This is a genomic window from Salinibacterium sp. UTAS2018, assembly GCF_004118935.1.
Lineage (GTDB): Bacteria > Actinomycetota > Actinomycetes > Actinomycetales > Microbacteriaceae > Rhodoglobus.
Window position 1 is genome coordinate 856,986 of record NZ_CP035375.1, and the last position, 24,313, is coordinate 881,298.

The following is a 24,313-nucleotide window of genomic DNA, read 5'->3' on the forward strand; positions in this document are numbered from 1 at the left end:
CTATGCCCGGGAAGACTTCTTGGTGTTACTTCGAGCGCGGCTCGGAATAACTACGTTTCATTATCGCACGCATTCTCAGAAAGTGAGCCGGGCGCGCGTGCGATAATCGCCCCATGACTGCTTCCGGGGTTCGCAACAGACCCATCGCCCTCGCCATTTTCATGATTTTTGCTGGCGTGATTGGTCTCTGGGCATCGTTCGAACTGATGATCGAGAAGATCCAAGCCATAGAGAATCCTGGAGTCGATCTCAGCTGCGATTTCAGCATCGTCGTGCAGTGCGCGGCCAATCTGGGGTCGGAACAGGGCGCCGTGCTCGGTTTCCCTAACCCCATTATCGGGCTCATCGCGTTCATGGCACCCGTCGTCGTCGGGGCCGCGATTCTGGCCGGGGCGCGCTTCAACCGCTGGTTCTGGATCGCTTTCAATGTAGGGATCGCCGGTGCCTTCGGGTTTATTCTCTGGCTGGCATATCAAAGTATTTTCAACCTCGGCACGCTCTGCATCTGGTGCATGACCGTCTGGTCAGTCGTGATTCCGCTGTTCTGGGCAGTAACCCTGCGCAACCTCAAAGACGGAGCGATCCCTGCCCCCAAGGGCCTGCGCAAAGCGGCGAAGGCCTCCTACAGCTGGGTACCAGTGATCGCGATCGTTGGGTACATCATCATTGCGGCCGTCGCTCAGGTACGACTCGACGTACTGGCGTATCTGTAAGGCACTCCCTTACGGGCGGCGCTCGTTAACGCGACAACGGCGAGAGCCTGACCTGGGTCAGACTCTCGCCGTTGTGATGCGCGGAGCGGTCTATTCGCTCTCGCGCATGATCGCTTTAGGCGAACCAGAGAGCAAGTTCGCGCGCTGCCGACTCGGGCGAGTCGCTACCGTGAACGAGGTTCTGCTGGACAGCGAGGCCCCAGTCGCGGCCGAGGTCGCCACGGATGGTTCCGGGCGCTGCCGTGGTGGGATCGGTGGTACCGGCGAGCGAACGGAATCCCTCGATCGCACGGTTGCCCGCGATGCGCAGCGCGACCGTCGGGCCCGACTGCATAAAGTCGAGCAGCGGCTCGTAGAACGGCTTGCCTTCGTGCTCGGCGTAATGCTGCGACAGCAGGTCGACATCCGCCTGCACGAGACGCACGTCAACGAGCTGATAGCCCTTCGCCTCGATGCGGCGAAGGATTTCGCCGGTCAGGTTGCGAGCAACGCCGTCAGGCTTGATCAGTACAAGGGTCTCTTCGATGTTCATTGTGTCTCCTCAGAAGGGGTGGTCATGGACTGGGTACTAAGAATTTCGGCTTTTGCGCGATCGATTTGCTGCCCCTTGACGAAGCAGAAAACCCAGATCGCTGCGAAGCCGGCTCCCACAACAAACATGGGAGTGAGGATGAAGCCAAGCGCGACGAGTCCCGCCTGCAGCACCCAGCCGACCGCCATCGCGCCGGGGCGGTGCAGCATGCGGCCGAGAGCCACGAATATGACAATCGCGATCGCTCCGCCGATAAACGCCGGGGCCGGCCCTAGCGCCTTCAGCCCGAATGCGGTGAGAGCGACAAAGAAAATTAACGTCGCGTCGAGCACCAGCACGATGCTCAGGAGCAGTTCGGTTACTGAGCGCTTGCGGCGAACTTTGGGCTGCGCGCTCACGGCTTCCAGCCTTCCGCCTTCGCCATCGCCAGTGCTTCGCCAACGAGGGTGATCGAGCCCGTCACCACGACCGCACGACGTTCGTTCTCTGCGGCCCAGCTGCGGGCAAGCTCCATAGCTTCGGCGAAAGTGTCGAAGTCGGTAGTCTCGTCGGTGAACGTTCGCACGACCTCGACGAGTTCCTCAGGGTTGATGGCTCGCTCGGACTCTGACGTTGTGACGTAGAAGCGGTTGGCGATCGGCGCAAGGGCTCCGACGATTCCGGCGGCATCCTTATCGTCGAGCACGGCGATCACGAAGGCGATGTCTTCGAAAGTGAAGTACTCCTTGAGCGCAGCGGCCAGCGCGGCAGCACCGTGAGGGTTGTGCGCGGCATCCACGATGACCGTCGGCTCGGCGCCAATCACCTGAAGACGACCGGGGGACGTTACCGTCGCGAGGCCTTCCGCAAGAACGTCGTGCACGAGCGCTTGCGAGCCCGCGCCCAAGAACGACTCGACGGCGGCAATGGCGAGAGCCGCGTTGTGACCCTGGAACTCGCCAAACAGCGGCATGAAGAGATCGGAGTACGTGCCTGCGATGCCGCGAACGGTAATCAACTGGCCGCCGACAGCAACGTCACTGCTCACGAGCTCGAAGGCATCGCCTTCTACGCTCATCGTGGACTCGGTGAGATCGGCAGCACGCTCAAGTTCGATTTGAGCATCCGCAGTCTGAATCGCCGAGACGATCGCGGCAGCAGGCTTGATGATTCCCGCCTTCGTGCGAGCGATCTCAGAAATTGTGGAACCCAAACGGTGAGTGTGGTCGAGCGCGATCGGGCTGAACACCGCAACCTGGCCGTCGGCGACATTCGTGGAATCCCACTCGCCGCCCATCCCAACCTCAAGAATGGCGACATCAACAGGGGCCTCGGCGAAGCTCGCGAAAGCGAGCACCGTGAGCGCCTCGAAGTAGGTCAGAGCCTCTTCACCTTTGGCAAGCAACTCGGCATCGACCATCAGCAGGAACGGGCGGATGTCGGCCCAGTTCTCGGCCAACGCGCGGTTAGAAATGGGGCGGCCGTCGATCACAATGCGCTCGTTGACGCGCACCAGGTGCGGACTCGTCATGAGCCCGGTGCGCAGCCCGTAAGCGCGCAAAATGCTCTCGGTAATGCGGCTCGTGCTCGTCTTGCCGTTCGTACCCGTGATGTGAATCACGGGGTAGGTGCGCTGCGGGTCTCCGATGAGCTCCACGGCACGACGAGTGGCTTCGAGCCGCGGCTGAGGCGCCTGCTCCCCCACACGGGCAAGCAATTCTTCGAAGACGTTCTCGGCATCCGTCTGGTATTCGGAGTCTTCGAGCTCGAAATCGGAGTCGTCGTCGATGTTGGTGCCTTCGAACCCGTCGGCGAAGGGGCTCAGGTCGGCGAGAGGATGCTCCGGGCCAAGCTCAGCGCGCTCTTCGTCGGTCAGCTCCACCTCAATGGGGTCGCCATTTTCATCGAATTGGCCGTCGTTGCCGAGTTCGTCATCGCGGTCAGACATTGGTCGTTCCCATCTTGGTGATATCGATCACCAGCGCGCCGATGTTGGCGTATTTTCCTGCCGCCAGTTGCGTGCGGTGCACCTCTAGTGTGCCCTCTTCGAGTTCGTTCGCGAAGGCCTGAACAACGGATTCCGCTGCAAGCGTTTCTGCCGCGATCATCGCGCTGTGGAACCCAATCGCTTCGTGATCTGCGGCGTCGAGCGCACCAATCGTGAGGGCGATGCGGTCGCTGACATCGAAGCCGGCGGCCTTGCGGGCATCCTGAATGGCGCGGATGACGTCGCGAGCGAGTCCTTCGGCCGACAGCTCCGGAGTGAGCTGGGTATCGATGATGACGAAGCCACCATCGGAGAGGAACGCGATGGCGCTGGATTCGTCGGCGGCTTCCATCTGAAGTTCGTACTCGCCGACTTCGAGCGGCATGCCATTAACGGAGACGCCCTCGGCGGTGGTTTCCCAGTTGCCGGCCTTGGCCTCCTTGATGACTTGCTGCACTTGCTTGCCGACGCGCGGGCCGAGGGCACGAGCGTTGACCGTGAGCTTTTTGGTGATGCCGAAGCTGTCGAGTGATCCTTCTTCGAGGAGTTCGAACTTGACGGCCTTAACGTTGAGTTCGTCGCGCAGGATGTCGCTGAACGGAGCGAGAGCCGACGGCACGGCGCTAACGACGGTGAGCGAGGCCAGCGGCAGGCGCACGCGCAGGCTGCGAGCCTTGCGCAGAGCAAGCCCGCTGGACGCGATTTCGCGAACGCGGTCCATCGACGCGACCAAGTCGTGGTCGGCGGGGAAGGCTGCGGCGTCGGGCCAGTCAGTGAGGTGCACGCTGCGGCCGTTGGTGAGCCCGCGCCACATCTCTTCGGCGACGAGTGGGAGCAGCGGGGCAGCAACGCGGGCGACCGTCTCGAGCACCGTGAAGAGCGTGTCGAAGGCATCCGTGTCATCGCCGCTCCAGAAGCGGTCGCGGCTGCGACGCACATACCAGTTGGTCAGCACGTCGGCGAAGTCGCGGAGCTTGGCCGCGGCCATCGGGCTATCGAGAGCCTCGAGCTCAGCCGTGACATCCTCAATCAGCTCGCGCGTTTTGGCGAGCAAGTACCGGTCAAGAACGTTCTTGGAGTCGGTGCGCCACTTCGCTTCGTAGTTATCGGCCGCATTGGCATACAGGGTGAAGAAGTAATACGTGCTCCACAGCGGGAGCAGCATCTGCCGAACACCATCGCGGATGCCCTCTTCGGTGACCATGAGGTTGCCGCCGCGGATGACCGAGCTCGACATGAGGAACCAGCGCATCGCGTCGGCACCATCGCGCTCGAAGACCTCGGAGACATCCGGGTAGTTGCGCAGGCTCTTCGACATCTTTTGGCCATCGTTACCGAGCACAATGCCGTGACTGATGACGTTCGAGAACGCCGGGCGGTCAAACAGCGCCGTCGAGAGCGTGTGGAGGGTGTAGAACCAACCGCGAGTCTGACCGATGTACTCCACGATGAAGTCAGCCGGGCTGTGGCTATCGAACCACTCCTGGTTCTCGAACGGGTAGTGAACCTGCGCGAACGGCATCGAGCCCGAATCGAACCAGACGTCAAGAACATCTTCGATGCGGCGCATCGTGGACTGACCACTCGGGTCGTCGGGGTTCGGGCGCGTCAGCTCATCGATGAACGGGCGGTGCAGGTCGGGCTCGCCATCGTGATTGAGGGGCAAACGGCCAAAGTCAGCTTGGATCTCGGCCAGCGAGCCGTAGACATCCACACGCGGGAAATCGGGGTTGTCGCTCTTCCAGATCGGGATGGGCGAACCCCAGTAGCGGTTGCGGCTGATCGACCAGTCGCGGGCATTGCCCACCCACTTGCCGAACTGGCCTTCCTTGACGTTTTCGGGAACCCAGTTGATTTCCTGGTTGAGCTCGCTCATGCGGTCGCGGAACTCGGGAACCTTCACGAACCAGCTTGAGACAGCCTTGTAGATCAGCGGATTGCGGCAGCGCCAGCAGTGCGGGTAGGAGTGCTCGTAGCTGGCGACCTTGAGCAGGCGGCCTTCTTCGCGCAGCAGCTTCGTGAGCGGCTTGTTGGCATCGAACACCTGCATGCCTTCAACGGGCGGCACCGAGGGCAAGAACTTGCCGCCGTCGTCGACCGAGATCACGACAGGGATGCCCGCAGCGGCACAGACGTTCTGGTCATCTTCACCGTAGGCGGGCGCCTGGTGCACGATGCCGGTACCTTCGCCGGTAGCGACGTAGTCGGCAACCAAGAACTGCCACGCGTTTTCGGTGCCGTACGTTTCGGCATCCGCATAAAAGTCCCAGAGGCGGTCGTAACGAACACCGTCGAGTTCGGCGCCCTTGATGGTGCGCGTCACCGCAGCGAGCGCTTCTTCTGCGGTCTCGTACCCGAGTTCCTTCGCATAGGCGGCAACAGTGTCGCCAGCGAGCATGAACTGCGCCGCGCCCTCTTCAGAGCCATCGCCGGCACCGAGCGGGCCCGACGGCAGCACCGCGTAATCGATGTCGGGACCGACAGCGAGCGCGAGGTTGGTGGGAAGCGTCCATGGAGTGGTCGTCCAGGCGAGAGCCTTTACGCCGGTGAGGCCGAGGCTCTCGGCCTTCACGCCGTCAAGCGGGAAGGTCACCGTAACGGTCTGGTCTTGACGCATCTTGTAGACGTCGTCATCCATGCGAAGTTCGTGATTAGAGAGCGGAGTCTCATCGTTCCAGCAGTAGGGCAGAACGCGGAAACCTTCGTACGCGAGGTTCTTCTCGTGCAGTTGCTTGAACGCCCAGATGACGCTCTCCATGAAGTTGACGTCAAGTGTCTTGTAGTCGTTCTCGAAGTCAACCCAGCGCGCCATACGCGTGACGTACTCCTGCCACTCACCGGTGTACTTGAGGACCGATTCGCGAGCGGCAGCATTGAACTTGTCGATGCCCATCTCTTCGATCTGGCTCTTCTCGGTGATGCCGAGCTGGCGCATCGCCTCAAGCTCAGCGGGCAAGCCGTGAGTGTCCCAGCCGAAGCGGCGGTGCACTTGCTTGCCGCGCATGGTTTGGAAGCGCGGGAAGAGATCTTTCGCGTACCCGGTCAGCAGGTGACCGTAGTGCGGGAGGCCGTTGGCAAAGGGAGGGCCGTCGTAGAAGACCCACTCGTCGGCGCCTTCACGCTGGTCGATGGATGCCTGAAAAGTGTCGTCGGACTTCCAGTACGAGAGCACTTGCTCTTCGATCGCCGGAAACTTCGGTGACGGCGCGACGGAATCGTCTGAGCTGTGGCGGGGATACGACATGAGGCTCCAGTGGTACGTAGGTGCGAATAATCTGCACGAGGACGACCTCTCAGCCGCGGTACCACCCCGCTTATGCGCCCGGAAGCACACCACTCAAATCGCTGTAACGGGCTTACCCGTTCGGTTCTACCGCCGCCCGCTCCCCTGCCAAGGCAAGGATTGAGACGATTTCTTCCGAACGCTCCCCGGTGATAGCCGGTTCATAGCGTGTAGCAGCAATGATACGCGAGTTAGCTGACCGCTGAGCGCTATTTTTTGGCGACGGTAGCGAGCGCTTCCGCGGCACGTTGAGCATCGTGCATGGTGACGATGAACTGCTTGCCGTTCGTTCGTGTCACCTCGAGGGCTTCGCCCGCGGCGAGCACGATTCCGCTGCGACCGCCCGGAGCCCACCGCCACCCGTAGCCGCCGAACTCCCCAATCGGATTCACCTCGACAACGCCGACGGAGGCGATCTGGTCAGGAGCGATAGATGCGCGGGGAAAGCCGAAGGCGGAACGAACCCGAAGCCCGCGGTGATCAATGGTGACGCGCCACGAGAGTGTGCTGACGGCGAGCGCCATCACGACGAGGCCGATGACTGCTGGCAGCAGCAGTTCAGCGGGATTGCTGACCGCTTGCACTCCGAGGGCGACTCCGAGGGCCACAAGCGCGACTGTGACGATCACGACGACTCCAGCCCCGACCCGCGTGCCGCTGGAGAAGTGAACGCGCTGCGTAGTAGCGCCTTCGAGCGGCTTGGCGGTGACCGACGTCGACGTGATCTGCTCCGACGGCGGCAGCATGAGCCAGGCCAAGCCCGCGACAACCAAGGCGATCGGGAAGGCGGCGAGCGCGATCCCGCCAATGTCCGGAGCGTTCTCGGCATTGTCGAGCCCGCGCTGAACGGCGAGAGAACCTGCCGCGATGATGCTGAGCGAAAGGGACATGAATACAGAGGTCGCCACCATGATCTTGTGCACCCAGAGCATGCCGCCCTGAGGCCCGCCCTTCCAACTCGCGAAGGCGGCGAGCGCAGCGAAGACGAGTGTCAACAGCAGCGGAAGCGCGATAACGCTCCCGACGGTGGAGTAGCCATCGGGCCCGGAAGTTCCCCAGTGCGAGGCGACGGGGTTCGGCAGCTCGGGGACCCACAGCGCCATCACAAAAGCCGCGGCCATCGTGATCAATAGCGGGAAGACGACTCCGATCACGATGATGAGGCGGCGGTTGCGCGTGAGTTGGGGCGCAACGTTCTCGGCAGGAAGGGTCATTTGTATTCCACTCGGATGAGGGCGGTCAGTGCAGCTACGGAAATGTTCTGGGTGCGGGCTTCGGCCACGATCGCGGCGATGCCGACGGCCAGGGAGTCGTAACTGTGAGCGGTGGCCGCGACGATCGCGCCGCGACCTCGACGGAGTTCGATGAAGCCTTCGTCGCGCAGCTCTTGGTACGCCCGCAGCACGGTGTGCATGTTGACGCCGAGCGAGCCGGCTAGTTCACGAGCACTGGGGAGCCTCTCCCCCGCCGTGACCGACTTTTCGATGACTGATTGGCGGATGCTCGCCGCGAGTTGCTCGAAGAGCGGCGTCTCTGACGCGGGATCGACTCGAACTAACATGATCCCACCATAGTTGTTCTAGTTGGACTAGCACAAGTGGGCTTTAGCGTGTCTTCGCACCGCATCAGAAGCGGCGACGGGCGGGCATTTCTTGCACGTGCTTCAGTTCGGGGGCGGATGCTGGAGCCGAACTGAGACGGCGTGCCAATCGAGCAGTCCACGGGCTTGCCGTGGCCCCATGAGCGAAGACGCTGACGAGGATCGTCCACACCGCAACAGAGAACACGGTGTCAGCGACAGAACCACTCAGTTCATCGAACACCAAGAGAGCGAACAGAATAGAGGCAAGCCCGCGCGGCCCGAACCAGCCGATGAAAAGCCGGGTCTCGAAGCGGGTTCCCGACCACGCCATCGCCAGAAGAACCGGCACCATGCGCACCACCGTCAACGAGAGCACCACGTAGAGGGCGATCTGCCACGTGAGCGAGGTGAGGATGGGCGCTGCGAGCACTGCGCCGAACACGAGGAACGTGATCGAGCTCAGCAGCTCGCCCTCGTCTTCCGTGAAGTCCTGAACATCCTCGCAGTGGTCGCGAGCAACCTCGCTGAAGGCAAGACCCGCCACAAAGGCCGCGATGAAACCATTGCCGCCGAGCGCCCCCGCACTCGCATAGGCTGCGACCGCGATAGCGATGGTGGCCAACTGGCGGTAAATACCGTCCACGAATCCCGCGCTCGACGCGCGACTCAGCAGCCACCCGCCCAGTAGGCCGACGAGCGCGCCGAAGATTATTCCGAAGCCAATTTGCTGTGCAGCGAAGAGCCCCCAGCTCTGCCCCGCTGCCGCTCCCGTTTCGGTCGCCGCAATTGCTAGAAAAACCGTAACGACCGGAACCATGATTCCGTCGTTGAGTCCGCTCTCTACGTTGAGGGCCTGCCGAATGCGCACCGGCAACCGTTTGTCGCTGACGACCGCTTGACCGAGGGCCGCATCCGTCGGAGCCAGAATCGCGGCAATGAGGGCAGCCTCGATAAAAGTCAGCTCACCGAACAGGGCCCAGGCGGCGACTGCTCCGAGCGCGATGGTGAGCGGAAGCCCGATACCTAACAAGCGCAGGGGAAGAAAGATCTGCTTGCGCAACGCTCGAAGGTCGATGCGCACAGCATCCGTAAAGAGCACCAACACAAGGGTGGCCTCCACGAGGATCGAGACGACCTCGCTTTTGAGGTCGAGCTGAAACCACTGAGCCCCGACGACGCCCAACAGGATGCCCGCTGTCGTAAAGACCATCGGCGCGGTCACGGGAGACAGCGCCAATTTGCGCGACACCATCGCGAAGGCGAACACCACGAGGGCAACGATCACGAGTTCGGTCATGGTTCCTCCACTGCAGAACGAGGCGCGGCATGCCCCGTAGCCGTGCACTACTGCCGCGCAGCACCGGGGTGGCTCAAGGTTACGGGAATGCGGCACGAATACCCGCGGTTGCACCGGTGGGCCGAACCCGTCGCGCCTCCGACTTTTAGAAACGACTCATGAGCAGCCAGACCCCTCGCCGCCGCCTCCTTGTGCGCGACCTCAGCAGCCCCCGCCTCGTCATCTCAAACATCAGCCCGAACTGGTTCGCCTCTGTGATGGGCACGGGCATCGTCGCGAATGCGGCGGCGGCCCTTCCGCTCATCGCTCCGCAACTGCACGTGTTTGCGACTACCGTGTGGGTGATCGCGACCGTATTGCTCTTCGGGTTGATCGCCGCGAGCGCAGCGCACTGGATCGCCCACCGTGAGGTCGCACTTTCGTACCACCGGCATCCGGCAATGGTGCATTTCTACGGTGCTCCACCGCTGGCGATTCTCACTATCGGGGCGGGTGCGTTGCTGTTCGGCCCTGACATCATGGGGGCGGATGCTGCGCTCACCGTCGCGCTTGTGCTGTGGTCGATCGGCACTGTGCTGGGTCTCGCCACCGCCGTGATTGTTCCGTTCTTGACCTTCACGTCGTCGTCGGTCACCGACCAGTCGGCATTCGGAGGCTGGATCATGCCCGTCGTTCCCCCGCTGGTTTCGGCAGCCGCCGGTGCACCGTTGATCCCGTTCTTACCCGCGGGCGAGGCGCGCTTAACGATGCTGCTCGCCTGTTACGCAATGTTCGGGCTCAGCATGATGGCCACCGCGGTGATTCTGCCATTGATTTGGGGACGACTGGCTCGCCACAACATCGGCAACGCCGCAGCGGTACCGACCCTGTGGATTGTGCTCGGCCCGCTCGGGCAGTCAATCACCGCAGTCATCGTGCTGGGAGCAGTTGCTCCGTTCGCCGTGGCGGCAGAACTCGCCGAAGCGCTCCGCATATTCGGGTTCATCTACGGCGTTCCGATGCTCGGATTCGCGTTGCTCTGGACAGCTCTTGCGCTCACTATGACCATTCATACTGCCCGCCGCGGTTTACCGTTCAGCCTCACGTGGTGGTCATTCACCTTCCCGGTGGGCAACATGGTGGTCGCGTTGAGTGCGCTCGCCGCGGCGACCGGGTCCGTTGTGCTGACAGCGATGGCTCTTGTCAGCTTCGTGGCGTTGGTCGGGGCGTGGATGCTCGTTGCATTGCGCACCTTTGCCGGAAGCGTCATCCGCGGCACCCTGTTCTTGGCGCCGCCCGCAGTGAGCGATGGGAACGCCGTGGTCGAGCCAGCCGTGCCCGCAACACCAGTCGCTCCCGGCGTGTGAGAACTGCGATTGTTGCGCATCCCACAAATCTGAGCGCGTTTATTAGCACGAGGCGCACACAGCTCGCCGCGAACTATGACTAGGGTTATTCAGGCACCCGCCTATTCAGGCAGGGCTCTTCACAGTTCGCAGACAAAGGAAAGGAGCGTCGCGTGTCGACTCTCACTTTGACCCTCGGCCGGCCCACGCTCGCCGACACCGTCTTTTCTCGTAGCCTCGCCACTGACATCACGCTCGTTGCCGCCGGCGCCGCTTTGACTGCTGTGATGGCCCAAGTTGTTGTGCCGCTGTACCCCGTACCGATCACGGGCCAGACGCTTGCTGTGCTCCTTGTCGGTGCTTCGCTCGGTGCCACGCGTGGTGCGATCTCGATGGCGCTGTACGCACTGCTCGGCCTGGTGGGGCTCCCCGTCTTCAGCGAAGCATCCTCTGGGCTTAACGTTCTCGCGGGCACCACCGGTGGCTACATCGTCGGTTTCATCTTCGCCGCTGCCTTCACCGGCTGGCTCGCTCAGCGCGACTGGGACAAGAAGTTCCTCGGCGCTGCGCTCTCGTTCGTCGGCGGCACCGTCGTCACCTTCGCATTCGGCCTCACGTGGCTCGCCCTCGTGACCGGCGGAACCCTCGAGCAGGTTCTGGCCTGGGGCCTCTACCCCTTCATCATCGGTGGACTCATCAAGGCCGGCATCGCCGCAGCCGTGATCCCCACCACGTGGAAGATCGCCACCAAGTTCTCACGCAAGCAGGACTAGGGCGCGCTCTCAGCGTCTTGTAGCTTCACTCACCGGGTCGGTTGTGCTTAGGCACACCGGCCCGGTTTTTTGTCATGTTAGAGTTTATGTACTGAGTTCAACAAAGAAGCAATTGCCTCCTCCGAGCATCCCCCTCGCCGCGCTCAGCTCCCCTTCCGGCCACAAGCCATCCCCACACAAAGGACACTCGTTGAGCGTGCGTCGCCTTCTCCTGCTTCCCCTCGTTGTTACCGCAAGCGCCGCCCTGCTTGCCGGCTGCACGGCAACCGCCGAACCGGCTGCCGATCCCGTCAACGGCGGCACTCTCGTGTATGCCACCGGTGACGCGGAGCCCGACTGCCTCGATCCGCACGTTGGGGGAAACTACCCGCAGGGACTCATCAGCACTCAGTATCTTGAATCGCTCGTCTCGAAGAATAGCGACGGCGAGATCATCCCGTGGCTCGCCACCGACTGGACCGAAAGCGCCGACGGTCTCACGTGGGACTTCACCCTGCGCGATGACGTGAGCTTCACCGACGGCACTCCGTTTGATGCTGACGCCGTGAAGGCAAACATCGAACACTTAAAGGATCCCGACACCGCTTCCTCAACCGGCTACCTCGCTGTGGGCAAGATCGACGGCATCGAAGCCGTCGCCGCCGACCAGGTACGTTTCACCCTGTCGACCCCCGACAGCGCTCTGCTCGAGTCGTTTTCGCAACCATGGGTGAGCATCCAATCCCCCACCGCCCTCGAGCGCGACCAAGCAGCCAACTGCGAGAGCCCCGTGGGCACCGGCCCGTTCGTCGTCACCGAGTGGGTCAAGCAGCAATCGATCTCTCTTGAGCGCAACGACGCCTACAACTCGGCACCGGCTGACGCCGAGCACAGCGGTGCGGCCCGTCTCGACGCCATCGAGTGGCGCTTCATTCCGGATGCCGCCACTCGCTACGCGGCTCTCCAGTCGGGCGATGTCGACGTGATCGACAACGCGCAGCCCAACAACATCTCGTCCGCCGCCGACGTGGCCACCATCGAAGAACTCGATGCACCGCGGCCCGGCGCCGCCAACCGCATCGAGCTGAACTCGGGCAAGGAGCCGTTTGACGATGTCCGCGTTCGTGAAGCCTTCATCCGGTCGGTGGATGTGAACCCCGGTATCGACAGCCTCTTCTTCGGTACAGCCGAACGTTCGTACTCTGTGCTCTCGAGCGTCGAGCCTGCGGGCATCTCGACCCCCGACGTGTTCTCCACTGACCCGGAGGCGGCCAAGACGCTGCTCGACGACGCCGGCTGGAACACGATCGACGCCGACGGCTACCGCACGAAAGACGGCGAGCGCCTGAGCCTCACCTTCCCCATCAGCACGAACCAGTCAATCCCGGCCGAGCAGTCACTCTTTGAGCAGATTCAGGCTTCCGCGAAAGACGCGGGCTTCGAGGTCATCCTGCAGCCGACAGATTTGTCGTCCTGGTATGGCGCTCTGTTTACGAACGAGTACAACCTCGTGAGCGCTCCGTATACGAAGGTCGGCGCTGACGTGCTGCGTATCCTGTACCACTCTGACTCGATCATTCCGGCGCCGAGCGGATACTACGCGAACCTCGCCCAGCTGAGCGATCCTGTTCTCGATGAGATTTTGACTACCGCCAGCGAGACCTCGGATGCCGCTGAACGCCAAGAACTGTATGCCGAGGCCCAGTCAATCATTGTCGATGGTTTCTATGTTCTGCCTCTGTACGACCAGCAGAACCACTACCTGTACAGCACGAGCGTCGAGGGCTTCCGGGCTCTGCCGCCGGTCGCCGCGCCGACGTTCTACGATGCGTGGTTGAGTAACTAAAGAAACGCCCTCTGTGACGGTTTCGACTGACGCTGCTGCACCAGCGAGTGTCTCTACCCCAGCGACGCGATTGCGATCGCTGGGGTGGATCGCGCGCCGGGTGGGCGGTGGAGTTTTTGTTCTATGGGCTGTCGCAACGGTCATTTTCTTTGCGCTGCGGTTGATACCGGGCGATCCGGTCGATGCAATTCTGGGCGGCCCGGGTTCGCAAGCCTCCGCCGAAGCGGTGGCCCAGATTCGCGCCGACTATGGCCTCGATCAGCCGCTGATCGTTCAGTATTTTCTAGCGATGGGCAAGCTAGCCGTCGCTGACTTCGGCAACTCCTATGCGCTCAAGGTGGCGGTGGCTCCCTACGTGCTGACGCAACTCTGGTCGACGCTCGTGCTCACGATTGCTGCTCTTGTCGTGGCCTGGCTGGGCGCTCTTGCCCTCACCCTGGCCACGAGTGGTCGCGGTCGCGTTGCACGCGCGTTGGGCTCCGGGCTCGAACTGCTGGCGGCGGCCGTTCCGCATTTTTGGTTGGCATCGCTACTCATCATTCTGCTGAGCAACACGCTGCACTGGCTGCCGCCGATTAGCGTGCCCGGCCCGCTCGGCCTCGTCTTGCCCGTGCTCACTCTGGCGCTCCCTCTCACCGGCTTCCTCGGTCAGGTGATGCGCGAGTCGCTAGCGAATGCCTACGAGCAGCCCTTTGTGCTGTCTGCGCGGGCTCGCGGCGAGAGCGAATGGGGCGTGCGACTGCGTCACGTGCTGCGTCACGCTGCCCTGCCCGGCATTTCACTGTCCGGCTGGGCTTTTGGCTCGCTCCTGAGCGGTGCCGTGGTCGTCGAAACGATCTTTGCGCGACCCGGCCTCGGCCGAACGCTCCTCAATGCTGTCACCATTCGCGACATCCCCGTCGTGACCGCGGTCGCGCTTCTTTCTGCACTGACCTTCATTCTCGTGACGATCGCGACGGACGCCGTCGATCGCATCGTCGATCCGCGCGTGACGGAGGTGGCGGCACGATGACCGAAATCTTGGCTGGCCGGCTCTCGCAGCCTACGGGGCGCGCTGGCGGCATCCGGGGTCGCCGCGGATGGCTGCGCCACACGGGCGTCGTAATTGCTCTTGCGGTTCTTGCTTTGATTCTGACGGCCGCTCTGGCGCCGCAGCTCATCACGACCGCTGACCCGGATGCCGTGGCCCCTGCCGATGCCTTCCAATCACCATCGGCTGCCCACTTCTTCGGCACCGACGAGTCCGGTCGCGATGTCTACACCCGTGTCGTTTTCGGAGCCGGAAACTCCCTGCTCATCGGAATCGCCGCGACCGCGGTCGGGCTCGCCCTCGCGCTCATTCTGGGCCTGCTCGGTGGCCTCGGCAGCAGACTCGGCGACTTCGTGAGCACGCGCATCGTCGAGGTCATGTTCGCACTCCCCGGCCTGCTGCTGGCGCTCGTGTTCATCGCGATTGCCGGCCCCGGCGTGGTCACTTCAACAGTCGCAGTGGGCCTGTCGACCGCGCCCGGCTATGCCCGTATCATCCGCAGCCAATTGCGCAGCGTGCGCAGCGCCAGCTACGTGGAAGCCGCGACCGTGCTCGGGCATTCGCGGGCGCGCATCGTGTGGCAGCACATTCTGCCCGGCGCGCTCTCCCCCATCTTCGTGCTCGGCACCCTCGGCGTCGGCCAAGCGATTGTCTGGGCCTCCTCGCTCGGGTTCCTCGGGCTCGGCGTCGCCCCGCCCGCCGCCGAATGGGGCGCAATGCTCTCCAGCGGCCGCACCTACATCGACGTCGCGTGGTGGCTCACGGTTTTCCCGGGCCTTGCCATCGTTGCCACCGCAGCATCATTCACGGTGCTCGGTCGCGCCCTCAACGCTCGCACCCGTCAGGAGGCCCGCGGATGACCGCCACCCCGCTGCTGCGCGCGAGCAACCTCAGCGTGCACTTCGACCGCGCCGCCCGCCCCGCCGTCGATAGCGTGAGCTTCGACGTCGCTGCCGGCGAGTGCCTCGCGATCGTCGGCGAGTCGGGATCGGGCAAGAGCGTCACGGCGCGTTCCCTGCTCGGGCTTGCGCCCGCCGGAGCCCACGTGAGCTTCAGCGAGTTGAGTCTGGCGGGAGAAAGCCTTCCGGCACCCGGTGCTCGACGGTGGCGCAGCATTCGCGGAGCATCCATCGGGCTGGTGTTGCAGGATGCGCTCGTGTCGCTCGACCCGCTGCGCCCGGTCGGCCGCGAGATCGATGATGTGCTGCGATTGCACACCACGCTGAGCCAGCGTGAGCGTCAAGCCCGCGTGCTTGAGCTGTTGGATGCCGTGGGCATCCCGGACCCGGCGCTGCGAGCCCGCCAACGCTCGGGCGAGCTCTCGGGCGGACTGCGCCAACGCGCGCTCATCGCCGCCGGGATCGCCGCCGGCCCCGCCCTGATCATCGCCGACGAACCCACGACCGCTCTCGATGTCACGGTGCAGGCGCGCGTGCTCGAGCTGCTGTCATCGCTGCGCAATGACGGGACCGCCCTGATCCTCATCACTCACGATTTGGCTGTTGTCTCGAGGGTGGCCGATCGCGTGGCGGTCATGAGCGAAGGCCGCATTGTGGAGACGGGCGAGACAAACGCCGTTCTGCGCGCACCCTCGGAATTGCCAACCCAGCAGTTGCTTGCTGCTATCCCGGTGGATGTTCCGCGCGGCGTTCCGTTGACGTTGCCTGCCGATACGGATGCGGATGCCGTGCCCCAAGCCGACCGCGATGCCAAGCCTCTTACCGACAATTCGTCCGGGCAGACTGCGGTCACGGCACCAGTCGATCGCGCGGTAGCCAGCACAACTCCAGCGAACCTCGCGGACGCCGCCGCGAGCGCCGCCCCCGCAAGCCCCCCGGCTCTCGAACTCCGCTCCGTCTCTCGTCGCTATCCGACGCCACACGGCAGCGCTATCCAAGCCCTTGACAACGTTTCCCTCACTCTCGCCGCCGGCACAACACTCGGCCTGGTCGGACAGTCGGGCTCGGGCAAGACCACGATCGCGCGCATCGCCCTCGGGCTTGAGACCGCCGATAGCGGCGAGGTGCTGCTGAATGGCTCCGAGTGGGGTTCGTTGAGTGCCCGCGAGCGCCGCCCACTTCGTCCGACTTTGGGCGCGATTTACCAGGATGCCTTGAGCTCGTTCGATCCCCGGTTGAGCGTCGAGCGCATCCTCACCGATGCGCTCAGCGTGCGGGCATCCGCTACTGGCCGTTCGCTAACGACACCCGCTGAGTTGCTCGAGGCCGTGGGCTTGCCTCAGTCGCTCAAGAACCGTCGTCCGCTGCACTTGTCGGGCGGTCAGCGCCAACGGGTGGCCATTGCGCGCGCTCTGGCCCCGGGGCCTCGGACGATTCTGTGTGACGAGCCGGTGTCGTCATTGGATGTCTCGACTCAAGCTCGGGTGCTCAATCTGCTCGACGAGCTGCAGCGCCATCTTCACCTGAGTTATCTCTTCATCTCTCACGACCTCGGGGTGATTCGCCACATGAGTGATCAGGTGGCGGTCATCAACGAGGGGCGCATTGTCGAGACGGGCGAGACAGACGAAATCTTTACGAACCCTCGGGATCCCTACACTCAGTCGCTACTCTCGGCGCTTCCCCGAGTGAGATGATGATGCCGTGACACCTCCCCGCTCTGCCACCCGTGGCCGCCCGCCCGCCGCCTCTCGCGAACTTCTCCAAGAGTCTGCCTTCGAGTTGTTCATCGAGAATGGCTACACCGGCACCACGGTCGATCAGATCGCCACCCGCGCGGGCGTCAGCCGCAATACGTTCTTCAACTATTTCGATGCCAAGGGCGAAGTTTTCTGGGTTGAGCTGGATGCCGCCACCGAGCGGCTGAAAGCGGCGCTGGCCGACCACCCGGCACAGCCTGCCGACGCGGCGCACGCCATTCGCGCTGCAATGCTCGCTGCGGTGGCCCCGCTGGACTCGCAGCACGTGCCGTTTATCCTGACCCAGTACGACCTGATCGGCAGCGCGGCCGAACTGCAGGCATCTGCGATGAGTCGTTTTGCTACGCAGGCGCGGCTGTTGGCAGGTTTCGGTGAGCGTCATGGCGTGCAACCGGCGTTGGCCAGAGCCCAGGCGTACGCGCTCATTGCCTGCGTGGTGGCTGCGGCGCAGGAGTGGGCACAGGCAGGCCCCCAGCGCGGCCGCCTTGAGCCGTACGTTGAGCGTGCGCTCGATTCGGTGCTCGCCGCTCGCTAACGGCACGGTTGCTCAGTCGCGCCTCGCGCGCTCCCTCCCTCGCAGTCTGCTCAACGTTTATTGAGCAGCTCTCGACACGGTCTCGCTGCGGGTTTAAGCTTCAGCCACGCTGAATTCCTTGCATGTTCCCCCTCACTTTGGAGCGACGCCATGAGTAACGATCAACCAACCGAACGTTTCGATGCTCAGAACGGCGACGCGCCCACCAAGCGCTTCGATGCCCAGGGCAGTGATGCGCCCACGGTGCGCTTCGAGCCTGCAGGCGGCATACCCACCGGAGCTGCGGGAGGCGGACCGGTGCCGCCTGGTTCGGGTGAGCCGCCGACTCCGTTCTCTGAGCCGGAAGGAAAGTCGCGAACGCTACTGATCATTCTGGCGATCGTGGGCGGGCTGCTTCTCATTGCTCTCGTCATCGCGCTGACGCTGATGGCAACGCGCGGGTCAGGCGATTCTGTTCCGGTAGCGACCTCGCCAACCCCCTCAACAACCGCGAGCGAGAGCCCATCCCCCGAGCCGAGCGAAACTGAGCCTGAACCCGAGGAATCGGCCCCGGAGCCCGAGCCAACGACAGCCCCACCGCCCCCGGTAGCGAGCCCCTCCTTCGCCACGTTCAGTGCGCCTGAAAGCGCAATGTGCACGTCGGCGAACCCCACGAGTCAGCTCACCTTTTCGTGGAGCAGCACGGATGCCGTGGCCGCGTGGATCGGAGTGGCAACGACGAACGCGAAGGCTGCCCCCTACGAAGAAGTACCTACGACGGCGACCTACACAATTGACTACCAGTGCAGCAATGAATCTGAGGTCTACACCGTGACGTTGGAGGACTCGGTAGGCAATTTGGCCCACGAGACGGTGACCGTAACGAAGAACTAGCCCCGGTCGCACACCACCGGCGCTCCACCTTCGCGCTCCGCGCAGGGTTCTCGTTCACCGTGCCCTCTTCGGATACGATTGAGTCACCCATCACACTCAGGCACCTCTTCTTTGACTCGGTGCCGCACATATCGAACCGGAGTAATTATGTCGTCGAGCGTTCCCGAAAAGCCCGCCCTAGAAGGCCTCGAAGGCAAGTGGGCTCCCGTCTGGGAAGACGAAGGCACCTACCGGTTTGATCGCCAGAAGGCGCTTGCTGACGGTTCTGACTGCGTCTTCTCGGTCGACACTCCTCCGCCGACGGCATCCGGCAGCCTGCACATTGGCCACGTCTTCAGCTACACCCACATGGACTTGGTCACACGCTTTCAGCGCATGCGCGGCAAAGAGATCTTCTACCCGATGGGGTGGGATGACAATGGTCTACCCACCGAGCGTCGGGTTCAGAACTATTACGGCGTGCGCTGCGACCCCACGCTCCCCTATGACGAGAGCTTCGAGCCTCCGCAGCAGGGTGGCGAAGGCAAGTCGACGAAGGCTGCCGCCCAGCTGCCGATCTCTCGTCGCAACTTCGTTGAGTTGTGCGAGACGCTGACCGCCGAAGACGAAAAGCAGTTCGAAGACCTGTGGCGCCAGCTGGGCTTAAGCGTGGACTGGAACCTCACCTACCGCACCATTGGTGACGACGCTCAGCGCGCCGCCCAGCGTGCGTTCCTGCGCAACCTTGACCGTGGCGAGGCCTACCAGGCCTTCGCGCCGACGCTGTGGGATGTCACATTCCGCACCGCTGTTGCGCAGGCTGAACTCGAAGACAAAGAGCAGCCTGCCGCTTACCACCGTCTCGCCTTCCACCAGGCGGATGGCGACGACATCCACATCGAGACGACTCGCCCCGAACTTCTGCCGGCCTGTGTTGCTCTCGTGGCTCACCCCGACGACGAGCGTTACAAGCACCTCTTCGGCACAATGGTGACGACGCCGATCTTTGGTGTTGAGGTTCCGATTCTGGCGCACCACCTTGCTCAGCAAGACAAGGGTTCGGGAATTGCGATGATTTGTACGTTCGGTGACGTCACCGACGTTGTCTGGTGGCGCGAACTCGATCTGCCGAACCGCACGATCATCGGCGCCGACGGCCGCATTATTGCCGACGCTCCCGATGTCATCGTGGGCGACGCCGCTCAGGCCGCGTACGCCGAGCTTGCGGGCAAGACGGTCTTCAGCGCGAAGGCCGCCATGGTGGCGCTTCTCAAGGAGTCCGGTGAAATGATCGGCGACGCTAAGCCGATTCAGCACCAGGTGAAATTCTTCGAGAAGGGCGACAAGCCTCTCGAGATCATTTCGACGCGTCAGTGGTACATCAGCAACGGTGCCCGCGACGAGAAGCTGCGCAGCCGTTTGCTCGAGGCTGGCAAGCAGATTAACTTCACCCCCGACCACATGCGGGTTCGTTACGACAACTGGGTCGGTGGCCTTACGGGCGACTGGCTTATTTCGCGCCAGCGCTTCTTCGGCGTACCGATCCCCGTCTGGTACGAGCTCAACGCCGACGGTGAAAAGGGTGCCCCGATCGTTCCCAGCGAAGCATCGCTGCCGATTGACCCATCGTCGGATACCGCCCCCGGCTACACGGAAGACCAGCGTGGCGTTCCCGGTGGCTTCGAGGGCGAACTCGACATCATGGACACTTGGGCTACGTCATCCTTGACGCCTCAGATTGCCGGAGGTTGGGAGACCGACCCCGAGCTCTTCAACGTAGTCTTCCCCTACTCGCTGCGCAGCCAGGGCCAAGACATCATTCGTACGTGGTTGTTCTCGACCGCTCTGCGTTCGGAGCTCGAGCACGGAACGGTGCCGTGGAAGAACGCCGGCATCTCCGGCTTCATCGTTGACCCCGACCGCAAGAAGATGTCCAAGTCCAAGGGCAACGTGGTTACGCCCAAGGGCATGCTCGATGACCACGGCTCGGATGCGGTGCGCTACTGGGCAGCATCCAGTCGCCTCGGAACTGACGCGGCCTTCGACCCGCAGAACCCGAAGCAGATCAAGATCGGTCGTCGACTCGCTATCAAGGTCTTGAACGCGTCGAAGTTCGTGTACTCGTTCCCGGCGCCTGCTGCGTCGGCGACGGCATCGGATGTCGTCGTTACCGAGGCGCTGGACCTCGAGATGCTCGCCGAGCTCGCCTCGGTCGTCTCGCAGGCCACCACGGCGCTCGAGAACTTCGACCACGCTAAGGCACTCGAGGTAACCGAGAAGTTCTTCTGGGCTTTCTGTGATGACTACCTTGAGCTCGTGAAGGAACGCGCTTATGGTGCCGGAACTCCCGAAGCTCAGGCCAGTGCCAACCGCGCCCTGCACACCGCCATCGACGTGTTCTTGCGGCTCTTCGCGCCGTACTTGCCGTTTGCTACGGAAGAGGTCTGGCGCTGGACGCACGACACTTCGGTTCACGCGGCATCGTGGCCGACCGCCGACGAGCTCGGCGTAACCGCTGAGCCGAGCGGTCTGTTCCATGCCGTCGGCCAGGCGCTCATCACCATTCGTCGCGCCAAGACTGACGCCAAGGCATCGCAGAAGACCGAGGTGAGCTCGGCCACACTTGCAGGCCCAGCTTTGATCGCTGCTGCTATCGACGATCTGAAGGCTGTCGGCCGCATCCATGATCTGACGATCGTGGAAGCCGACGAGATTGAGGTTCGCGACATCGTTCTGGTTGAGGCTGCACCTGAGGCTTCTGTCTAGAGGTCTACTGAGGGTTCGGCGCCACCTCGGCGCCGAACCCTGAAACCGCGTATTGTTGAGTGAATGACGAGTTCAGAGAAGCCTTCATACACGATCCGCGACATCCAGAAAGACGATTTCGAGGAGTGGAAAGATCACTTCGTGAAATATGGAGTGTTCTACGAAACCGAATTCACCGACGCCATTGTTCAGGGCGTGTGGGAGTGGTTGATGGATGACTCAGCGCAGCTGAACGCAGTTGTTGCTGTAGCTCCAGAGGGTGCGCCCGACCCCGGCCATGTTGCCGCCTTCGGTCTGTACCGCCGCCTGCCTGATACCTTCACCGCCTCGTGGGGTTGGTTTATGGATGACCTCTACGTTGACCCCGAGCACCGCGGTGCTGGAGTTGCCGGAACGATCATCGACGACATCGCTGCCCGCGCGGCAGAAGATGGCGGCGGAAAGCTCCGCTGGATCACCAACAAGGAAAACGACAGCGCGAAGCGCCTCTACGACAAGGTCGCAGACCGCACGTCGTGGATTCTTTACGAAAAGAACGTGTAATGCAGCTCGGCACACGATGGCCGGTCGGCGGCGACGTTCCTGAGCGTCTCGATGCAGCAATGCGCGAGGCAATCGCCGGCGTCGAAGCGGATGTCGCCCACCTCGACACCAGCGCGTGGCGTTGGACGCTCACGTGGCTCGAATCACGACCCGTCGCAGAACTCGACGACGGCACCATCGTGCGCCAAGCCGCTGACGGCAGCGTCAGCGTGAAAGACCCCACCTCCTAGCCCACAGCTCACTGTTGCCCGCTCCGCGCCTGCGCCTTTGCCTTTGCCTTTGCCTTTGCATTCATGCGCGCTATCGCGCGGAGCCGGCAACCCTCACTGCGTACTGTGGATAGTTCGAGCCCGTCTCCCCTGACCCGTTTAGCGTCAATATATGCGGCTACCGAATCTCACACGACTCACGATCGGTGCGCTCCTCGTAGCGTCTCTCAGCGGCTGTGTTCCCGCCGACCCGGCACCGCCTCAGCCGAGTGCGACCTTCGTCGCGCCCTATGCGAGCGATGAAGAGGCGCTGGCGGCGGCGGAGGCTGCCTATGGTGAGTATCTGAACGCAGTCAATACGGCGCTACGAACAGGGGTAGTGGAAGAGAGCGTCTTCGAATCTGTGACAACCGGCTCCGAGTTGTCTGACGCTATCGCGGTGTATTCGCGCATTGCGTCTGAAGGAAAGCGATCGACTGCCGACATCACATTCGATCAAGTCACGCTTCAGCGCTATTCGACTGATGAGTCGGCGCATGAAGTCATCACTATCTACTTATGCGAAGACCTGTCGAAGGCATTCTTAGTCGACGAAAGCGGTGAGCGTGTCAAAACTGAAGATGTCCCCCCGCGCACAATGCAAGTAACGTTCGATTACTCCACGGACCATGACGGCTTGTTGCTTACCGATCGCCAAATCTGGGATGACGCCCCGTGCTAGCGCTGGCTATGGCTGCATCGCTGATACTTTCTGTGAACTTCTCGCCGATCGACAGCGCATCGCTGGCTTTATCGCGGACTTGTCAGGCCGGGGCGGAACTAGACGACAGCCCGGACTGTTATGTCGATGCAGCGGTAGGGGTCGGAGGTATTGATCTTGAGGGAACACAAGATTCCGCCGGGTCTGGAGGCGGCGGAGGGAGCGACGGCGGCTACTACGACGAACCCACGCACACCGACGGCGTCGCCTACACTCCGGCCGTCGATGAGGGCCTCGACAACGTCGAGGAAGCATGGTGCGACATCCAGCGCATCGAGTGCGTGCCGTGGACTCGCCCGGCTGAAGACGACGATGCCGCGACCGCAGCGACCGCCGCAATCACAATTTCTGACATCGGGTCATTCCGCCCGCAAGCACCTGCTGCGGCGATGCAACCGAACCAGTGGATGATCGTCGGCCTCGACACCAACTTCTATTCCGCCGCATCCGCCCACGTCGTTGACGGCACCCTTTTCGGCGGCACTGCCCAAGTTCGATTTACACCAGTGAGCTACAGCTGGGACTACGGCGACGGCACCACAGAAAGCACCGACAATCCCGGGCGCACCTGGGCCAAATACCGGATCGCCGAATTCGACCCGACGCCGACCAGCCATGTTTTTGAAGAACCCGGCGACTACACGATCACTCTTGCCGTTACCTATGCCGCCGAATACCGTGTCGCGGGTAGCGGCTGGCGGAGCGTGGTCGGCACCCTCACCATTGTGGCGCCGCCACTCACCGCGACCGCCGGTCACGCGACCACCGTTCTCGTTGATCAAGACTGCAACGAGAACCCCACCGGAATCGGCTGCTAGGCCAAAAAGCACACAACGCGCACGGCGTCGACTACGGCTTCACGTTCACACCCGCGCGAGAATCTCCCCGTGCGGCATCGCCATCCATCCTTGAGGCGAATCGGCCCACTCCCGCCAGGCAGTACTGATCTGCTGCAATACCTCCTGCGTAGCCAAGGACTTGCTGAGCGCATCCTCAGCGAAGGCAGACTCCAGCACCCGCGCCTCCCACATGCTTCCCCACCACTCACGATCGGTTTCATCAGAGAAGTTCCAAATTGATGCCGACGTGGTGACTTCGGTCAAACCGGCCTGCATCGCCCACGACTTGAGACGACGCCCCGCATTCGGCTCTCCCCCATTGCTGCGGTGAACCGCGTCGTAGACGTCAGCCCAGACCTTCAGCCCCGGCAGCTCTGGAAAACAAATCGTGCCCGCATAGTCCACATCCCGCACCGCGATCAAGCCACCCGGCTTCGCGACCCGCTTCATCTCCGCGAGAGCCGCGACCGGATCGCCCAAATGCTGCAGAGTCTGATGCGAATGCACGAGATCGAAACTGTCATCGTCGAACGGCAACGCATACGCGTCCCCCACAATGAAACTCAGGTTGTCGGCAGTGAAAGCGGATGCCTTTTCGATTACCGCGGCAGCGGCATCCAACCCCACAACACGACCAGGGGCCAGGCGCTCCGCAAATTCGGCCGTGATGGTGCCCGGCCCACAACCGATATCGAGGAGCGACAGCCCACCCTCAAGATGCGGTTCGAAATACGCCGCCGAATTCGCGATCGTGCGCCACGTGTGTGACTTCAAAACACTTTCATGATGGCCATGGGTATATCGCTCGTTGGTCATGATCTGAG

Annotated in this window: 22 protein-coding genes; 14 read left to right on the forward strand and 8 right to left on the reverse strand. The window is 62.8% G+C overall.

Going from position 1 to position 24,313, the window contains the following annotated elements; genetic code table 11:
* The first annotated feature begins 113 nt into the window (after positions 1 to 113).
* Positions 114 to 713, forward strand: coding sequence for a vitamin K epoxide reductase family protein (locus ESZ53_RS04060; RefSeq protein WP_129071659.1), 600 nt, complete (start codon positions 114 to 116; stop codon positions 711 to 713).
* Between the two features lie 115 nt (positions 714 to 828).
* Here the strand turns inward: ESZ53_RS04060 and ndk are convergent, their stop codons facing one another.
* The 7 genes from ndk to ESZ53_RS04095 all read right to left on the reverse strand — a co-directional run bounded on the left by ndk (position 829) and on the right by ESZ53_RS04095 (position 9,373).
* Positions 829 to 1,245, reverse strand: coding sequence for a nucleoside-diphosphate kinase (gene ndk, locus ESZ53_RS04065; protein ID WP_009772535.1), 417 nt, complete (start codon positions 1,243 to 1,245; stop codon positions 829 to 831).
* A complete protein-coding gene (locus tag ESZ53_RS04070; protein WP_129071660.1) occupies positions 1,242 to 1,643 on the reverse strand; it encodes a DUF4233 domain-containing protein in 402 nt (133 codons plus the stop codon). The genes ndk and ESZ53_RS04070 overlap by 4 nt, the downstream gene beginning before the upstream one ends.
* Positions 1,640 to 3,172, reverse strand: a complete 1,533-nt coding sequence (locus ESZ53_RS04075; RefSeq protein WP_210403833.1) for a folylpolyglutamate synthase/dihydrofolate synthase family protein — start codon at positions 3,170 to 3,172, stop codon at positions 1,640 to 1,642. The genes ESZ53_RS04070 and ESZ53_RS04075 overlap by 4 nt, the downstream gene beginning before the upstream one ends.
* Entirely contained in the window at positions 3,165 to 6,455 is a 3,291-nt protein-coding gene (ileS, locus tag ESZ53_RS04080; RefSeq protein ID WP_129071661.1) for an isoleucine--tRNA ligase, read from the reverse strand. Before ileS ends, ESZ53_RS04075 begins: the two co-directional genes overlap by 8 nt.
* A gap of 248 nt (positions 6,456 to 6,703) precedes the next feature.
* Positions 6,704 to 7,708 (reverse strand): DUF1648 domain-containing protein, encoded by a 1,005-nt coding sequence (locus ESZ53_RS04085; protein WP_129071662.1) that lies wholly within the window; start codon positions 7,706 to 7,708, stop codon positions 6,704 to 6,706.
* The gene (locus ESZ53_RS04090) at positions 7,705 to 8,055 is read right to left on the reverse strand and encodes a GntR family transcriptional regulator (protein ID WP_129071663.1); all 351 of its coding nucleotides are present in this window, start codon (positions 8,053 to 8,055) and stop codon (positions 7,705 to 7,707) included. Before ESZ53_RS04090 ends, ESZ53_RS04085 begins: the two co-directional genes overlap by 4 nt.
* A gap of 64 nt (positions 8,056 to 8,119) precedes the next feature.
* Complete coding sequence (locus tag ESZ53_RS04095; RefSeq protein WP_129071664.1) at positions 8,120 to 9,373, reverse strand: sodium:proton antiporter; 1,254 nt, start codon at positions 9,371 to 9,373, stop codon at positions 8,120 to 8,122.
* Between the two features lie 158 nt (positions 9,374 to 9,531).
* Here ESZ53_RS04095 and ESZ53_RS04100 point away from each other — a divergent pair, with 158 nt between their 5' ends.
* The 13 genes from ESZ53_RS04100 to ESZ53_RS04160 all read left to right on the forward strand — a co-directional run bounded on the left by ESZ53_RS04100 (position 9,532) and on the right by ESZ53_RS04160 (position 23,468).
* Entirely contained in the window at positions 9,532 to 10,719 is a 1,188-nt protein-coding gene (locus tag ESZ53_RS04100) for a TDT family transporter (protein WP_129071665.1), read from the forward strand.
* 152 nt (positions 10,720 to 10,871) lie between these two features.
* Positions 10,872 to 11,471, forward strand: coding sequence for a biotin transporter BioY (locus ESZ53_RS04105; protein WP_129071666.1), 600 nt, complete (start codon positions 10,872 to 10,874; stop codon positions 11,469 to 11,471).
* 190 nt (positions 11,472 to 11,661) lie between these two features.
* Entirely contained in the window at positions 11,662 to 13,296 is a 1,635-nt protein-coding gene (locus tag ESZ53_RS04110) for an ABC transporter substrate-binding protein (RefSeq protein ID WP_129071667.1), read from the forward strand.
* Between the two features lie 13 nt (positions 13,297 to 13,309).
* Entirely contained in the window at positions 13,310 to 14,308 is a 999-nt protein-coding gene (locus ESZ53_RS04115; protein WP_129071668.1) for an ABC transporter permease, read from the forward strand.
* Positions 14,305 to 15,186, forward strand: coding sequence for an ABC transporter permease (locus tag ESZ53_RS04120; protein ID WP_129071669.1), 882 nt, complete (start codon positions 14,305 to 14,307; stop codon positions 15,184 to 15,186). Before ESZ53_RS04115 ends, ESZ53_RS04120 begins: the two co-directional genes overlap by 4 nt.
* A complete protein-coding gene (locus tag ESZ53_RS04125; RefSeq protein ID WP_129071670.1) occupies positions 15,183 to 16,922 on the forward strand; it encodes an ABC transporter ATP-binding protein in 1,740 nt (579 codons plus the stop codon). The genes ESZ53_RS04120 and ESZ53_RS04125 overlap by 4 nt, the downstream gene beginning before the upstream one ends.
* Before the next feature lie 7 nt (positions 16,923 to 16,929).
* Positions 16,930 to 17,520: a TetR/AcrR family transcriptional regulator gene (locus tag ESZ53_RS04130; protein WP_129071671.1), complete on the forward strand. Its 591-nt coding sequence runs from the start codon at positions 16,930 to 16,932 to the stop codon at positions 17,518 to 17,520.
* Between the two features lie 150 nt (positions 17,521 to 17,670).
* Positions 17,671 to 18,393, forward strand: coding sequence for a hypothetical protein (locus ESZ53_RS04135; protein WP_129071672.1), 723 nt, complete (start codon positions 17,671 to 17,673; stop codon positions 18,391 to 18,393).
* Positions 18,394 to 18,540: 147 nt separating this feature from the next.
* On the forward strand, positions 18,541 to 21,138 hold the full coding sequence (valS, locus tag ESZ53_RS04140) for a valine--tRNA ligase (protein ID WP_129071673.1): 2,598 nt from the start codon (positions 18,541 to 18,543) through the stop codon (positions 21,136 to 21,138).
* A gap of 63 nt (positions 21,139 to 21,201) precedes the next feature.
* Positions 21,202 to 21,681 (forward strand): GNAT family N-acetyltransferase, encoded by a 480-nt coding sequence (locus ESZ53_RS04145; protein ID WP_129071674.1) that lies wholly within the window; start codon positions 21,202 to 21,204, stop codon positions 21,679 to 21,681.
* Positions 21,681 to 21,911: a hypothetical protein gene (locus tag ESZ53_RS04150; protein ID WP_129071675.1), complete on the forward strand. Its 231-nt coding sequence runs from the start codon at positions 21,681 to 21,683 to the stop codon at positions 21,909 to 21,911. Before ESZ53_RS04145 ends, ESZ53_RS04150 begins: the two co-directional genes overlap by 1 nt.
* A 151-nt stretch (positions 21,912 to 22,062) precedes the next feature.
* Complete coding sequence (locus ESZ53_RS04155; protein ID WP_129071676.1) at positions 22,063 to 22,611, forward strand: hypothetical protein; 549 nt, start codon at positions 22,063 to 22,065, stop codon at positions 22,609 to 22,611.
* Between the two features lie 8 nt (positions 22,612 to 22,619).
* Positions 22,620 to 23,468 (forward strand): PKD domain-containing protein, encoded by an 849-nt coding sequence (locus tag ESZ53_RS04160; protein ID WP_246837378.1) that lies wholly within the window; start codon positions 22,620 to 22,622, stop codon positions 23,466 to 23,468.
* Positions 23,469 to 23,513: 45 nt separating this feature from the next.
* Here the strand turns inward: ESZ53_RS04160 and ESZ53_RS04165 are convergent, their stop codons facing one another.
* Positions 23,514 to 24,305: a class I SAM-dependent methyltransferase gene (locus ESZ53_RS04165; RefSeq protein ID WP_129071677.1), complete on the reverse strand. Its 792-nt coding sequence runs from the start codon at positions 24,303 to 24,305 to the stop codon at positions 23,514 to 23,516.
* Between the last annotated feature and the right edge of the window lie 8 nt (positions 24,306 to 24,313).

Excerpts from the sequence above, each read along its gene's own strand:
- ESZ53_RS04060 (WP_129071659.1), top strand. The coding sequence starts at position 114 with ATGACTGCTTCCGGGGTTCGCAACAGACCCATCGCCCTCGCCATTTTC.
- ESZ53_RS04095 (WP_129071664.1), bottom strand. The coding sequence starts at position 9,373 with ATGACCGAACTCGTGATCGTTGCCCTCGTGGTGTTCGCCTTCGCGATG.
- ESZ53_RS04090 (WP_129071663.1), bottom strand. The coding sequence starts at position 8,055 with ATGTTAGTTCGAGTCGATCCCGCGTCAGAGACGCCGCTCTTCGAGCAA.
- ESZ53_RS04135 (WP_129071672.1), top strand. The coding sequence starts at position 17,671 with ATGAGTAACGATCAACCAACCGAACGTTTCGATGCTCAGAACGGCGAC.
- ESZ53_RS04085 (WP_129071662.1), bottom strand. The coding sequence starts at position 7,708 with ATGACCCTTCCTGCCGAGAACGTTGCGCCCCAACTCACGCGCAACCGC.
- ESZ53_RS04120 (WP_129071669.1), top strand. The coding sequence starts at position 14,305 with ATGACCGAAATCTTGGCTGGCCGGCTCTCGCAGCCTACGGGGCGCGCT.
- ESZ53_RS04165 (WP_129071677.1), bottom strand. The coding sequence starts at position 24,305 with ATGACCAACGAGCGATATACCCATGGCCATCATGAAAGTGTTTTGAAG.
- valS (WP_129071673.1), top strand. The coding sequence starts at position 18,541 with ATGTCGTCGAGCGTTCCCGAAAAGCCCGCCCTAGAAGGCCTCGAAGGC.
- ESZ53_RS04075 (WP_210403833.1), bottom strand. The coding sequence starts at position 3,172 with ATGTCTGACCGCGATGACGAACTCGGCAACGACGGCCAATTCGATGAA.
- ESZ53_RS04155 (WP_129071676.1), top strand. The coding sequence starts at position 22,063 with ATGCGGCTACCGAATCTCACACGACTCACGATCGGTGCGCTCCTCGTA.
- ileS (WP_129071661.1), bottom strand. The coding sequence starts at position 6,455 with ATGTCGTATCCCCGCCACAGCTCAGACGATTCCGTCGCGCCGTCACCG.
- ESZ53_RS04150 (WP_129071675.1), top strand. The coding sequence starts at position 21,681 with ATGCAGCTCGGCACACGATGGCCGGTCGGCGGCGACGTTCCTGAGCGT.
- ndk (WP_009772535.1), bottom strand. The coding sequence starts at position 1,245 with ATGAACATCGAAGAGACCCTTGTACTGATCAAGCCTGACGGCGTTGCT.
- ESZ53_RS04125 (WP_129071670.1), top strand. The coding sequence starts at position 15,183 with ATGACCGCCACCCCGCTGCTGCGCGCGAGCAACCTCAGCGTGCACTTC.
- ESZ53_RS04100 (WP_129071665.1), top strand. The coding sequence starts at position 9,532 with ATGAGCAGCCAGACCCCTCGCCGCCGCCTCCTTGTGCGCGACCTCAGC.
- ESZ53_RS04145 (WP_129071674.1), top strand. The coding sequence starts at position 21,202 with ATGACGAGTTCAGAGAAGCCTTCATACACGATCCGCGACATCCAGAAA.
- ESZ53_RS04160 (WP_246837378.1), top strand. The coding sequence starts at position 22,620 with ATGGCTGCATCGCTGATACTTTCTGTGAACTTCTCGCCGATCGACAGC.